This is a genomic window from Candidatus Nanopelagicales bacterium (assembly GCA_037045355.1).
Lineage (GTDB): Bacteria > Actinomycetota > Actinomycetes > S36-B12.
The window spans coordinates 255563-268655 of sequence record JBAOHO010000014.1 but is presented as its reverse complement, the minus strand read 5'-3'; the positions used below and the strand labels follow the sequence as shown (position 1 = coordinate 268655).

At 66.6% G+C, this 13093-nt stretch carries 15 protein-coding genes and 1 pseudogene; 2 read left to right on the top strand and 14 right to left on the bottom strand.

Annotated features, from left to right (window positions below; translation table 11 throughout):
- Nucleotides 1-18 precede the first annotated feature (18 nt).
- From rplT to infC, 3 genes are read right to left on the bottom strand one after another with little or no spacing between them, the layout of a single operon-like run.
- The gene (rplT, locus tag V9E98_09660; GenBank protein MEI2717245.1) at nucleotides 19-381 is read right to left on the bottom strand and encodes a 50S ribosomal protein L20; all 363 of its coding nucleotides are present in this window, start codon (nucleotides 379-381) and stop codon (nucleotides 19-21) included.
- A 16-nt stretch (nucleotides 382-397) separates the two neighbouring features.
- Complete coding sequence (gene rpmI, locus V9E98_09655; protein MEI2717244.1) at nucleotides 398-595, bottom strand: 50S ribosomal protein L35; 198 nt, start codon at nucleotides 593-595, stop codon at nucleotides 398-400.
- Between the two features lie 14 nt (nucleotides 596-609).
- The gene (gene infC / locus V9E98_09650) at nucleotides 610-1260 is read right to left on the bottom strand and encodes a translation initiation factor IF-3 (GenBank protein ID MEI2717243.1); all 651 of its coding nucleotides are present in this window, start codon (nucleotides 1258-1260) and stop codon (nucleotides 610-612) included.
- A 143-nt stretch (nucleotides 1261-1403) separates the two neighbouring features.
- On the opposite strand from infC, the gene V9E98_09645 reads away from it, so the two are divergent.
- The gene (locus V9E98_09645; GenBank protein ID MEI2717242.1) at nucleotides 1404-1754 is read left to right on the top strand and encodes a DUF1844 domain-containing protein; all 351 of its coding nucleotides are present in this window, start codon (nucleotides 1404-1406) and stop codon (nucleotides 1752-1754) included.
- Here V9E98_09645 and V9E98_09640 read toward each other — a convergent pair.
- Both V9E98_09640 and pap read right to left on the bottom strand, forming a co-directional pair.
- Nucleotides 1739-3262, bottom strand: coding sequence for a carboxyl transferase domain-containing protein (locus tag V9E98_09640; GenBank protein ID MEI2717241.1), 1524 nt, complete (start codon nucleotides 3260-3262; stop codon nucleotides 1739-1741). The two genes, V9E98_09645 and V9E98_09640, sit on opposite strands and share 16 nt — an antisense overlap.
- Nucleotides 3263-3525: 263 nt before the next feature.
- Nucleotides 3526-5007: a polyphosphate:AMP phosphotransferase gene (pap, locus tag V9E98_09635; GenBank protein MEI2717240.1), complete on the bottom strand. Its 1482-nt coding sequence runs from the start codon at nucleotides 5005-5007 to the stop codon at nucleotides 3526-3528.
- A 228-nt stretch (nucleotides 5008-5235) separates the two neighbouring features.
- Here pap and V9E98_09630 point away from each other — a divergent pair, with 228 nt between their 5' ends.
- The gene (locus tag V9E98_09630; protein MEI2717239.1) at nucleotides 5236-6615 is read left to right on the top strand and encodes an aminotransferase class V-fold PLP-dependent enzyme; all 1380 of its coding nucleotides are present in this window, start codon (nucleotides 5236-5238) and stop codon (nucleotides 6613-6615) included.
- Here the strand turns inward: V9E98_09630 and V9E98_09625 are convergent.
- The 9 genes and pseudogenes from V9E98_09625 to rpe form a co-directional block, all read right to left on the bottom strand.
- Nucleotides 6599-7672, bottom strand: a complete 1074-nt coding sequence (locus V9E98_09625) for a hypothetical protein (GenBank protein MEI2717238.1) — start codon at nucleotides 7670-7672, stop codon at nucleotides 6599-6601. The two genes, V9E98_09630 and V9E98_09625, sit on opposite strands and share 17 nt — an antisense overlap.
- A gap of 32 nt (nucleotides 7673-7704) precedes the next feature.
- Nucleotides 7705-8568 carry an ATP phosphoribosyltransferase gene (gene hisG, locus V9E98_09620; GenBank protein ID MEI2717237.1) on the bottom strand — a complete coding sequence of 288 codons (864 nt, stop codon included), beginning with the start codon at nucleotides 8566-8568 and terminating at the stop codon, nucleotides 7705-7707.
- A pseudogene (locus V9E98_09615) lies at nucleotides 8565-8835 on the bottom strand (phosphoribosyl-ATP diphosphatase). Before V9E98_09615 ends, hisG begins: the two are co-directional and overlap by 4 nt.
- On the bottom strand, nucleotides 8832-9344 hold the full coding sequence (ribH, locus tag V9E98_09610) for a 6,7-dimethyl-8-ribityllumazine synthase (GenBank protein ID MEI2717236.1): 513 nt from the start codon (nucleotides 9342-9344) through the stop codon (nucleotides 8832-8834). The pseudogene V9E98_09615 and the gene ribH overlap by 4 nt, the downstream one beginning before the upstream one ends.
- A 7-nt stretch (nucleotides 9345-9351) precedes the next feature.
- Nucleotides 9352-10677, bottom strand: coding sequence for a bifunctional 3,4-dihydroxy-2-butanone-4-phosphate synthase/GTP cyclohydrolase II (locus V9E98_09605; protein ID MEI2717235.1), 1326 nt, complete (start codon nucleotides 10675-10677; stop codon nucleotides 9352-9354).
- Nucleotides 10674-11297, bottom strand: coding sequence for a riboflavin synthase (locus tag V9E98_09600; protein ID MEI2717234.1), 624 nt, complete (start codon nucleotides 11295-11297; stop codon nucleotides 10674-10676). Before V9E98_09600 ends, V9E98_09605 begins: the two co-directional genes overlap by 4 nt.
- Entirely contained in the window at nucleotides 11298-11717 is a 420-nt protein-coding gene (locus V9E98_09595; GenBank protein ID MEI2717233.1) for a dihydrofolate reductase family protein, read from the bottom strand. It lies immediately after the preceding gene.
- Entirely contained in the window at nucleotides 11704-12318 is a 615-nt protein-coding gene (ribD, locus tag V9E98_09590; protein ID MEI2717232.1) for a bifunctional diaminohydroxyphosphoribosylaminopyrimidine deaminase/5-amino-6-(5-phosphoribosylamino)uracil reductase RibD, read from the bottom strand. Before ribD ends, V9E98_09595 begins: the two co-directional genes overlap by 14 nt.
- Complete coding sequence (rpe, locus tag V9E98_09585) at nucleotides 12315-12980, bottom strand: ribulose-phosphate 3-epimerase (protein MEI2717231.1); 666 nt, start codon at nucleotides 12978-12980, stop codon at nucleotides 12315-12317. Before rpe ends, ribD begins: the two co-directional genes overlap by 4 nt.
- Nucleotides 12981-13093 lie beyond the last annotated feature (113 nt).

Sequence of the window (13093 nt, the reverse complement as noted above, 5' to 3'; positions counted from 1 at the left end):
GGGAGTGACCGCGGCCCCTCAGGCGGCGGACACTGCCGCGCGAGCCTGGTCGACCAGCACCGCGAACGCGTCCGGGTCGTTGACCGCCAGTTCGGCGAGCATGCGCCGGTCAACCTCCACGCCTGCCAGTCGCAGACCCTGGATGAACCGGTTGTAGGTCATGCCGTTGGCGCGGGCACCGGCGTTGATGCGCTGGATCCACAGTCTGCGGAAGTCACCCTTGCGGTCTTTGCGATGGTCGAACGCGTAGACCTGCGAATGAGTCAGTTGTTCCTTGGCTTTGCGGTACAGACGGGACCGCTGACCGCGGTAGCCACTGGCCTGATCGAGGACCTCGCGGCGTTTCTTGTGGGCATTGACTGCCCGCTTCACTCTTGCCATGTCAGTTCTCCTCCGATCAGCGCTCGCCGAGCAGGCGCTTGACGTTCTTGGTGTCGGCGGGCGAGACGTCCACGTCTGCCGCCAGCCGCCGGGTGCGCTTGGTGGATTTGCCTTCCAACAGGTGGCGGCGGTTCGCCTGCTCACGGCGCAGTCTCCCGGATCCGGTCTTCTTGATCCTCTTCTTGGTGCCGCTGTGGGTCTTCATCTTCGGCATGATCTGTCCTCTCGTCAGTCCTGTGCGGCTTCGCCGGCGCCGGCTTCGGCGCGCTCCGCATCTCTACGTTCCCGGTCGCGACGCTGCTGGCTGCGCGCACCTTTGACCTCGGACTTCTTCTTGAGCGGCGCGATCACCATGATCATGTTGCGCCCCTCCTGCTTCGGGGTGTACTCCACGAAGCCGATGTCCTCGATGTCCTCGGCGAGTCTTTGGAGGAGCCGGAAGCCCAGTTCGGGTCGGCTCTGCTCGCGACCCCGGAACATGATCGTCACCTTGACCTTGTCGCCACCGTTGAGGAAGCGGACGATGTGACCCTTCTTGGTCTCGTAGTCGTGGGGATCGATCTTGGGCCGGAGTTTCATCTCTTTGATTACTGTCTGCGCCTGATTGCGGCGGGCAGCACGGTCCTTTTGGGCGGCCTCGTACTTGAATTTGCCGTAATCCATCAACTTGCAGACCGGGGGTCGCGCCTGGGGGGCCACCTCGACCAGATCGAGGTCACTCTCCCGGGCCAGTCGCAACGCATCATCGATGCGTACGATTCCGACCTGTTCCCCATTCGGTCCGACGAGGCGGACCTCGGGGACTCGGATCCGGTCGTTGATCCGGGGTTCGACGCTGATGGCGCCTCCTTTTTCGTAGGTGTCACCGGAACCGGGCACGGAGGGAGGCACAAGCGGACAGGTACCCGAAGTACCTGCCGGGACCAAACCAGACGACCGAGGGTCGAAAGGTGGGACTTGAGTCCGCTTGCGCATCCGACCCGCACTGCGGATCCGGATAGGTCGCGTGCCAGTGTAGCCGCATGGACTCAGCTGCAGCCAAATCCAATGACAGCATCGTTACCGCCACGCGCGACCTCAGGGCTTTGTCGGCCGTCGAGATCGTCGGGGCGAACGCCGTCGACCTCATGACTGCCGCGGCAGTGAAACTCGGGTTGTACGAGGGCACCTCGGACGATGTGGACCTGGCCGAGGCGCGCATCCTGATCGAGGCGCTCGCCGGGCTCGTCCAAGCGGCGGTTCCCCATCTGGGACACCATCATGCCGCTCCGTTGCGAGATGGTCTGAAGAGTCTGCAGGCGGCGTTCGCCGAGGCCCAGCAGTACCCTGATGCGCCCGGGACCGGGCCAGGCGAGCGTCAGCCCTCCACCTGACCAGCGGGCCACCGTCGTCCCGCGGGATCAACCCCGCGTGCAACGAGTCGGGCGAGTTCCTCCGACAACACCGCGCTCCACACCGCGCACTCGGCGACTGGCTCGGCCACGATTCTGTCTACAGCGCCGACATGCGCGAGGTCCGCCACCCGGATGTGCTGATTGGCGGCGACCTCCGCGGCTCGATCGGTGGTTCGGAACCGGATCAAGGAGGCACCCTCGACCGGCAGCGGTGTCACCCACGAGTCTGCGGCAGCGATCACCCGATCTGCCGGCAACAGCGCCAAGGCACCACCTCCACCGCCCCCGCCGAGGAGTACGGACAGAGTCGGGACCCGCAGTTCCGACAGATCCGCCAGGCAGCGGGCAATCTCTCCGCCCAAGGCCCCGAACTCTGCTCGTGCGCTCAGCTCGGCGCCCTGCGTGTCCACCACTGTGACCAGGGGCAACCCCCAGCGCTCGGCAAGCCTCATGCCCCGGCGGGCCACCCTCAGATCGGCGGGCCCTATGCCGGCCGCGGGATCCCCGGCGGCGAGTTGTCGTTGGGCGGCGCGGTCCTGGGCCACGACCACAAAGCCCTGATCGTCCAGTCGGGCAAGGGCCAACACTGTGGCCGCCGCCCGTTCGCCAGCACCGGTCCCCGACAGTTCCACGACCATGTCGAGGGCCGCGAGCAGTTCGCCGGCGCCGGATCGGTGTTCGTCTCGGGTCGCGACGATCGCGGACCAGGCATCGTCGGCGACGCCGGGTTCGTGATGTTCCGGGGCTCGTGCGGCGGGCAGATGGCTGACCATCGGGCCGGGGGTCTCCCACCCTGCCGGCACCTCACTGCCCGGTCGGGAGCGCCAGATCTCGATGGCCGCGGCGGCAAGGGAGCGGAACTCGGACGGTGAGGCGACACCGTCGATGACTCCGGCAGCAGCCAGCCCTTCGCTGGTCTGGACTCCGGAGGGGAACTCCCGCCCGTACAGCCCCGCGTACACCCGGGGGCCCAGGAAACCCGTCAGCGCACCCGGTTCGCCGAACGTGATGTCGCCGAGGGATCCCCAGGTGGCGAACACACCACCTGTCGTGGGGTGGCGCAGATACACCAGGTACGGCAGTCCGGAGCCCGTGTGTCGGCGCAGGGCGGACGCGATGCCGGCCATCTCGAGGAATGCCGGAGTTCCTTCCTGCATCCGGGTCCCACCGGATGTGGGCAGACCGATCAGTGGCAGGCCCAGCGCGGTGGCCCGCTCCACCGCGGCAACGATGCGGGCGGCGGAGGCCATCCCCACCGAACCGGCGAGGAAGTCGAAATCACCGGCCACCACGGCGACCGGCTGGTCGTCGATACGAGCCGATCCGGTGGTGATGGATTCATCGCTGCCGGTGGCAGCTCGAGCACGCGCCAACTCGTCGAGATAGGAAGCGTCGCCGGGGGGGTCGGGCATCGGTGCATCCCATGACCGCCACGAGTCCGAATCGAACAGGACTTCTTGAAGGTCGGCGGTTGAAGTCCGCGGCATGCCGTCACCTTAGCTTCAATCCACCGATCCTCGGCTCCCCCACGGCTTCGACGTGGGAGGGGCCCCCAGCGAGCGTCACCAGCGGGGTGGCATGGCAAGGCACAGGCGCGAGGGCAGTGCGGGCCACTGTTGAGTGGCTGTAACGAAGCCAGGGCGCCTCGATGGTGACGCGCAGCAGCCGGTGGATCGGTGGATCGAAGCTTTGCTTCGGTGGGACCAAGCCGACTCGTCGTGACCGCAACGCGGTCAGTGGTGAAGGGCGGTCACGAGTCGCGCAACACGCGCTGGAGCCCTTTGTTGATGGCTTTCAACACCGCGACCCGCGCGAAGTACTTGTCGTTGGCGGGGATCACGTGCCACTGCGCGCGGTCGGCGGTGGTACGCAGCACCATCTGATCGATCGCCTGGACGTAGTCGTCCCATTTCTCGCGGTTGCGATAGTCCTCTTCGGTGATCTTGTGCTGCTTGTAAGGGGTGTCCTCACGCGCTTCGAACCGCGCCAGTTGCTCCTCTTGGGAGATATGGAGCCAGAACTTCGCGACGTAATAACCCCGTTCGACCATCTGCGCCTCGAAGTCGTTGATCTCGTCGTAAGCGCGCTGCCACTCGGCGGGCTCCGCGAAGCCCTCGATGCGCTCGACGAGGACGCGTCCGTACCAGGTGCGATCGAAGATGACGAAGCGGCCAGCGGGAGGCAGATCGCGCCAGAACCGCCACAGGTAGTGGAACTTCTGTTCCTCCTCGGTAGGAGCGGCCACGGGGATGACGCGGTAGTCGCCGGCCTCCAGCGCCTGCGTGACCCGCCGAATCGCGCCGCCCTTTCCGCCGGCGTCCCACCCTTCGAAGGCCAGGACGGTGCTGATGCCGCGCTTGCGGGCCTCGAGGGAGAGCTTGCGCAACTTCGCCTGTTGCTTCGCCAACTGCGCCCGATAGGTGGCCTTGTCCAGTGACTGGGACAGGTCGACGCCACTGAGCACGTTGGCTTCGCCTTCGAGATCACTGAACAACGAATCAGCCACCGCCGGGCCGTGGTTCGCTTTCGACTCCAACCGGCCTTGAAGGGCGGTGAGAATGGTGCGGGCGACGGTGAGGTCGCGGTAGCGGTTGTTCGTGGACTCGACAATGGTCCACGGCGCACCCGGGGCACTGGTTTCTCTCAGGATCCGCTCCGCGATCGGCAGGACGGGGTTCATCTGGTCCAGTGCAGCCCAGTCTCGCTGATCGATCTGCCACCCAGCCTCTGGGTCTTGCTCGGCTTTTCGCAACTTCTTGCGCTGCTTCTTCTCCGGTGTGTGCAGAAAGAACTTGAGGACCAGGGTTCCGTCCGCGACCAGTTGCTGCTGCATCAAGGAGATGTGGCGCAGCCAACTGCTGAACTGCCCCTCGCTGATCTCATCGTTGGCGCGCATCGAGGCTGCCCGCATGAGGCCACCGACAAAGATCGACGCACGACCCTTCTTGGGCAACGAGCGCCACAGCCGCCACAACTGAGGCCGTTCCTGCTCCTCCTCGGTGGGATCGAGAAAGACCCTGGTGTTGGCGTATCGCGCATCCATCCATTCATTCAGACGATTGACCATCTCGTTGGCTGCGATCCGGTCATCGCCGGCGATCCAGATGATCACTGAGAAATCGGCGTTCCGCAGGTCGTATTGAGCGTTGATCAGGTCGACCCTCAGTTGCGGCACTGCCGCCTTGTAGTCCGCCTTGCTGATCGTGTTACCGACCTCGGCCACCTCGAGCATGTCGCGCCTCCGTCCCTGCTGTGGTTGCGTGCCGATCATGACAGCGAACGATGCGGGTTACCTGCCGACGGGGTTCATCACAGCGTTGCCCTGGGTTCATCACCGCTTTGCCCAGCGTCGCGCCATTGTGGTGCCCCGGGTTCGTCTCCGCGATATCTCGGGTTCCGGCAGGAGTTCAGGTTCCGACGTGAGTTCGGGTTCGGCAAGGGGATCGATCAGGATGGCGTCATGACCCACGAAGCAGACGTCTTGCCGGCTTTCGACGCTGCCGCTGCGCAGGCTCGATCCTGGTTGGCCGCACTGCCACAGCACCGCACGGCAGTGACGGACACTGCGCGCCTGAGCGAGGTGATGCCTGACTCCCCGATCGACCCGGCCGGCACGGTGGCACAGCTCGCCGAGGAACTGGCCGTGGGGATCATGCCATCCGCCGGGCCGCGGTACTTCGGGTTCGTGACGGGGGGCACTCTGCCGGCCGCCCTGGGCGCCGAGGTTCTGACGGCCGCCTGGGACCAGAACACGGCGCTGGCTGTCATGTCGCCTGCTTTGGCGGAACTCGAGGACGTCACGGGTCGCTGGATCATCGAGCTGTTGGGACTGCCGCCCGCTTTGTCGTACGGCTTCGTGACCGGAGCGACCATGGCCAACTGGACGGCCCTGGCTGCCGCTCGCCGCTACGTGCTGACGCAAGTGGGCTGGGATCTCGATGAAGACGGATTGGCGGGCGGCCCACCGATCACGGTGCTCGCGGGCGCTGAGCGTCACAGTTCCATCGACGTGGCCCTGCGCTATCTGGGCATCGGGCGCCGCCGACTGCGGATCGTCGGTGTCGATGACCAGGGCCGAATCGATCCGGAGGACCTCAAGCGCGGCCTCGCGGAGGTCGCCGGTCCCGCGATCGTGTGCGCACAGGCAGGCAACGTGAACACGGGCGCCATCGACCCCATGGCAGACATCTGTCGTACCGCTCATGCCGTTGGCGCATGGGTCCACATCGACGCCGCCGTCGGAGCTTGGCTGGCGGCCAGCCCACGTCACCGGGACCAGCTGCGGGGCTGGGAGCAGGCCGACTCGTGGGCGTTGGACGCGCACAAGGGTCTCAACACCGCCTATGACAGCGGGATCGTGCTCACCGCCCATCCCGGGCACCACACGGAGGTATGCCGAGCCACCGCACCGTATCTCCCTGCGAGCACCGACCGCCGCGATGGATCGGCGTGGACCCCGGAGGGATCGCGCCGGGCTCGGGCGCTGGGCGTTCACGCAGCGTTGCGGCAGCTGGGACGCAGTGGGGTCGCGGACCTCGTCACGCGCCAATGCGATCTGGCACAGCGCTTCGCAGTCGCCTTGGCCGACATGCCCGGCGCGCAGGTGTGCAATCAAGTGACCGCGAACCAGGTTCTGGTGCGGTTCGGCGCCGACGATGCGACCACCGACGAGGTCATTCGGCGCATCCAAGCGGGTGGCGTCTGCTGGATGGGCGGCACGCGACGCGCAGGCGTCGCCATGATGCGGATCTCGGTGTGCAACTGGATGACCGGAGCAGCGGACGTGGACATGTCACTGGCAGAGATCGAACGCTGCCTGGCGCTCAGCGTCGACCGGTGAGACGCCCCACGGTGTCGCGCATGCCTCGCACTGCCTCTCCGGCAACGGCTGTGGGCGCGGCCCGCAGCGCTTCAGCCACGTCGACGTTCTCGCGCAGGTATTGCGCGACTCTGGCGGGGTCCATCTGCTCCCGCGCCACCGTGTAGACGTCGACCTGCTCCATGGCGGCCGTCACCGCGCGCGCGAAGTCGAGTTTTGAGATGGCGAGTCCGGTGAAGTCGATCTGGTCGACGCTGGCCTCGATCAGCCGTTCGAGGTCCATGTGATCGATCGCGAACCCGGTCAGATCGACGCTGTCGGCGGTGGCGTCGAGGACGCGTGCCAGGTCGACGTGGTCGATGGCCATTCCCGTGAGATCCAACTGCTCCATGACGAGTTGAATGGTCTCGGGAAGCACTGCGGCGACGGCTTCGGCCGCCTCATGTTCGGCATCGGAGCGCAGCCGCCTGCCCCTCGCGGCCAACGGTTCGGTGGCACCGGCGAGGATTCTTAGCCCGGAACCGGCCACACCTCCCATGGTGTCCGCCGCCGGACCCCACGCCCGCGCCAGCAGCGGATTGACGTAGTCACGTACTCCCGTACTGACCCGTTCGGCCGCTTCCAGCGCGAGATCGACCGCTCCTAGTGCGACGTCCATGACCGGCTCGGCCGGTAGTTCGGTGCCAGGTCCGGCCAGAGGCGTCGCGCCAGAAGTGAAGCGACCCGCGCCGGCCAAGCCGAGAAGGGCGACACCCAACCCGCGCCGAACAGGCGCGTTCGGCCAGGAGCGAGGAATCTGGGGAGGGTCCGGAACAGGGAAGCTGGACGCGGCCGGGTCCGTGCTCGGGGAAACAGTGACTGCGGCGGGGCTCGGTTTGGTGGCGGACTTCTTGTTACCGGGCTTCTTGGCAGGGGCCTGTGCAGCTGTGGGCTTCTTGCCGTTCGCCCTCGTGCTGCCCGTCTTCTTGACGCTGGCCTTCTTGAGGCTGGCCTTCTTGACGCTGGTCGGCTTCGGTGTCGATCTCTTGGTCGTCGACTTCTTGGTCGTCGACTTCTTGGTCGTCGACTTCTTGCTCACGGACACAGCCGCTGCGGAGGCAGGTACCGCGTTCACAGTCGGCACGCCGAGATCGCGGTGACCAGGATCCCCCGGCCACCGATGTCCGCGAGTCGGTCCATGATTCGATGCACCTGATTCTTGGGGACAACCGCACGGACCGCCGCCCATCCCTGTTCGCGCAGAGGCGACACGGTGGGCGACTCCAGCCCGGGGGTCAGCGCGCACGCCTGTTCAACCTGTTCGAGGGGGATGTCGTAGTCGACCAGCACGTAGGTCCGGGCGGTGAGGACTCCCTGCAAACGCCGAATGAAGACATCCGCATCGGGGGTGGAGGCGACACCGCTGCGGCGGATCAGTAGCGCCTCGCTGTGCATGATCGGTTCCCCGATGACCTCCAGTCCCGCCGCTCGCAAGGTGGTCCCGGTATCCACCACATCGGCGACGGCATCGGCCACCCCCAGCCGCACGGCGTTCTCGACCGCGCCGTCGAGCGAAACGACTGTGGCGGAGACTCCGGCGACCTCGAAATAGGTGCGCAGGATCTCGGGGTACGAGGTCGCCACCCGGCAACCGTCGAGATCCCCCACCGTCGAAAACTCGCCGGCCGGACCCGCCAGGGCGAACGTTGACCCAGCGAATCCCAGGGCGAGCAACTCGTCGGCTGCGACGCGGGAATCCGCCAACATGTCGCGGCCGGTGATTCCCAGGTCAAGAGTTCCCGCAGCCACATAGGTGGCAATGTCACGGGGTCGCAGCAGGAAGAACTCGACGTGGTTGTCGGCGTCGTGGATGACCAGGTCCCGTGGACTTCGACTCCGGGCATAGCCGGCCTCGGCGAGCATCTGCTTGGCCGGTTCGGACAGTTGCCCCTTGTTGGGGAGGGCGATACGCAGCACAGGCTCGGTCCTCGTCACAGTTGCTCGTAGACGTCGGCCGGAGTGAGGTCACAGGCAACCATCAGGACCTCGAGGTGGTAAATCAACTGGGCGATCTCGGCGGCAGTACGCTCCCGACCCTCGTACTCGGCCGCCATCCACACTTCGGCGGCCTCCTCAACGACCTTCTTCCCGATCGCGTGCACACCGCCATCCAGCAGGGCCACGGTCGCTGAGCCGTTCGGGTCGAGTCTGAGCCCGGTCGACCAACTCGTCGTACAGACCGTCGAAGGTCTTCACGGTCACTCCTGTCCGGCTGGGGTGAACCCAGGATAGGACTGCTGATGGCCGTCGATCCGCCGCAGGGTGGCCACGGTTCCGAGAACCGCGTCGACGACCTCAGCACCCTTGTCCTCGCTGCTGCCAGGCAAACCCGCACGGTCCAGGGCCTGCTCCTCCGTGTCGCAGGTGAGCACACCGAACCCAACCGGTATCCCCGCGGTGAGGGCCACCTGACTCAACCCTTGGGTGACCCCCGCCGACACGTACTCGAAGTGGGGGGTCCCACCTCGCACGATGACACCGAGCGCCACCACTGCGTCGAAGCCCGCTGCAGCGGCCCGCTGACACGCGATGGGCAGTTCGAATGAACCCGGGACTCGGAACAACTCCAACCGAGCGTTGCTGCGGGCCGCCGCTCGCTGCGCCCCCGCGATCAGTCCGTCGATCACACGCTCATGCCACGACGCCGCGATCACTGCGATGCGGGCGTTCGAAGCCGTGACGCCAACCTCCGGCGCACCCGATCCACTCATGTCCGCTTCACCATTCGCTCGACATCCCTGGCGGCAGCTGCCCCAGATCGTGCCCCATCCGCTCCGCCTTGGTGCGCAGATAGCCGCGGTTCTGATCGGTCTGGCCGACGAGGAGCGGGATACGTTCCACGATGCTCAGACCATAGCCCTCGAGACCGGCCCGCTTGGCCGGGTTGTTCGTGAGCAGCCGCAGCGTGCGCACGCCCAAGTCCGCCAGAATCTGCGCACCCGTGCCGTACTCGCGGGCGTCAGCCGGCAGACCGAGGTCGAGATTGGCATCCACTGTGTCCCTACCGGCGTCCTGCAGCCGGTAGGCGGCCAGCTTGTGGAGCAGCCCGATCCCGCGTCCCTCGTGGCCTCGCAGGTAGAGCACCACGCCACGACCCTCGTCCGCCACCTGCTCGAGAGCTGCGTGCAACTGCGGACCGCAGTCGCACCGCATGGAACCCAAAGCGTCGCCGGTGAGGCATTCCGAGTGCACTCGGACCAGGATGTCGCGACCGTCACCGATATCGCCGGCGACGAGTGCGACGTGCTCCTGATTGTCGATCGTCGAGCGGTAGCCGACGGCACGGAACTCCCCGTACCACGTGGGAAGTGGCGTCTCCACGACCCGCTCGATCTGCGACTCGGTGCGGCGCACATGAGCGATGAGATCAGCGATGGAGATCATCAGCAGGTCGTGGTCGTCCGCGAACTTCCGGCAGTCCGGCGCCCTCATCATGGAACCGTCATCGTTGACGAGTTCACAGATCGCCCCCGCCGGGGACAGCCCGCCCAGCCGGGCCAGTTCGACGGCCGCTTCAGTGTGGCCGGCTCGGCGCAACACTCCCCCAGGGACCGCACGCAACGGGAAAACATGGCCGGGCCGGGTCAACTCCCAGGGTTCCGTGGCGCTGTCGGCGAGTACCCGGATGGTGTGCGCCCGGTCGGTCGCGGAGATCCCGGTGGTCACACCATCGCGGGCATCAACGGAGACCGAGTAGGCGGTCTGTTTGCGATCTTCGTTGACGGAGGTCATCGGAGGCAGGTCCAGGCGGTCGAGCCGCTCCCCGGGCATCGGGACGCAGATCACGCCCGACGTGTAGCGGATCATGAAGCCGACCAAGTCGGCGGTGGCCTTACCGGCCGCGAACACCAGGTCGCCCTCGTTCTCCCGGTCGGCATCATCGACCACGACGACCGCCCTGCCCGCGGCGATTGCCTCGACGGCGGCAGGCACGGGGTCGAGCCGTACGTGGGCGGGCTCGGCGGGCTCGGCGGGTTGGCGATCGGGCCGGGCCGGAGGGTCGGGGGTGTCATCGTCGGCCAGGAGCCGATCGGCCGGGATCACCGGTCGCCCGCGGACATCATCCGCTCGACGTACTTGGCGATCACGTCGACCTCCAGATTCACGCTGTCCCCTTCGGCGAGGGTCCCCAGTGTGGTGTGGCTGAGAGTGGTGGGGATCAGCGCCACCGAGAACCAGTGTCGGCCATCGTCGTCTCCAACTCCAGCGACCGTGAGCGACACCCCATCAACACCGATCGAGCCCTTCTCCGCGACATAGCGCGCGAACTCCAGCGGCAGGTCGATCACGACCTCGTCGAAGTCGCCGTCCGGCCTGCGCTCGGCGATCCTCCCGACGACATCGATGTGACCCTGCACGATGTGGCCACCCAGCCTGGTCGCAGGGGTGACGGCACGTTCGAGGTTGACCGCAGTTCCCGGTGTCAGGTCACCCAATGTCGTGCGGCGCATAGTCTCTGGCATGACGTCAGCGACGAATCCGGTGGCCTGCAGGTCGGCCACCGTCAGGCATACTCCGTTGACCGCGATCGAATCACCGGGACCGGTTCCCGCCAACGTCGTGTCAGCGGTGATGGCCAAGCGCGCCGCATCATCGGCGACGGGTTCGATCCGCGCGATACGACCCACCTCTTCGACGATGCCGGTGAACATGACTGCCTCCACTCAGGCACCCGAGGGGCGCAGGTCGATACGGACATCATCGCCCACACGCAGCACATCGAGTAGTTCCAGGCGCACGATTCCGGCCATGGAACCGACCCCCAGATCAGCCACTGCCGGTTGACCAGCCCCGAGGAGAGCCGGTGCCGTGTACCAGATGATGCGATCGATGAGACCCGCTCGCAGGAACGATCCCGCGAGCGCCGGCCCTCCCTCGAGCAGCACAGTGTGAATCCCTCGTCGGGCCATCTGCTCGGCGGCGAAGACCGGGTCCCGGCTCGGAATCTGCCAGAACCGATCCGTGGGATCTGCCAGCCGAACCCGCGCTCCCGCCGGCACGGACCGCTGGCCCATCACCACCCGCCACGGCTGTCCGACGACCGACCCCGTGCGGGCGGTCAGTTCCGGATCATCCGTCAGCACTGTGGTTGTTCCGACCAGGACTGCGTCGGTGTCCGGCCCGCAGTTCGTGGACCTGTTCGCGCGCTGCATCGCCGGTGATCCAACGACTTGTGCCGTCGGGAGCGGCCACCTTCCCATCCAGCGTCGCGGCGATCTTCCAGGTGATTTCCGGCCGCTGCTGAGCCATCGCGAAACTCCAGATTCGATTCAGGTCGGCGGCTTCTTTCTCGCGCAGCCCTCCGGTGACGGTGACGCCCGCGGCACGCAGCCTGTCCGCGCCACCCGCTGCTTCCGGATTCGGATCGGACTGCCCGAAGACGACCCGGGCGACCCCGGCGGCGATCAGGGCTTCGGAACACGGCCCGGTACGGCCGGTGTGGTTGCACGGTTCGAGTGTGACGACGGCAGTCGAACCACGAGCGCGGGATCCGGCAACCGCCAGAGCGATGACCTCGGCGTGAGGTGTGCCGGCCCCTTCGTGCGCTCCCGTGGCGATGACCTCTCCGTCCGGAGACAACAGCACACATCCGACCCGGGGGTTCGGGCTCGGATCACGCGTACCCGCCGCCAGTTCGATCGCCTGACGCATCGCCACATCGACCGCGGGTTCCGTACTGGTCACTGGGAACTCGCATGTTCGGCCAATTCCCGCAGATGCCGAACCATCCGATCGGGATCCTCGGCGCCAAACACCGCGCTCCCGGCGACGAACACATCGGCCCCGGCCTCAGCACACGTCCCGATGGTGTCCTCGTCGACGCCTCCGTCGACCTGGAGCCACACCTGCGTCCCGCTGGCTGCGATCAGTTCTCGCGCACGTCGGATCTTGGGCACGACGACATCCAGGAACTTCTGGCCACCGAACCCCGGTTCGACGGTCATGACCAGCAACATGTCGATCTCGGACAGGAGGTCGGCATACGGCTCGACCGGGGTGGCGGGTTTCAACCCCAAGCCAACGCGCGCACCCAACGCCCGTATCTCGCGGGCCAGTCGGATCGGTGCATGCGCGGCCTCAGCATGGAAAGTGACCGAACCGGCGCCCACGTCCGCATAGGCCGGTGCCCAACGATCGGGGTCGTCGATCATGAGGTGGCAGTCCACCGGGGTGGACACATGCGGCAGCAGCGCCGCCACGACGGGCAGCCCCAAGGTGAGGTTCGGCACGAAATGGTTGTCCATCACATCGACATGCAGCCAGTCGGCCGACGAGACCCGACCACACTCAGCGGCCAACGCCGCGAAATCGCTCGACAGGATGCTGGGGGAGATCTGGACGGTCACGATCCCTCAGGTTAGGGGGTGCGCTGGACGGCCCGCGAGCCAATGGCGATGGTCGCGTGGATTAGAGGGCCGTGAGGTTGCTGCGGATCTGGTTCTCGCCGTAATCCCTCAGC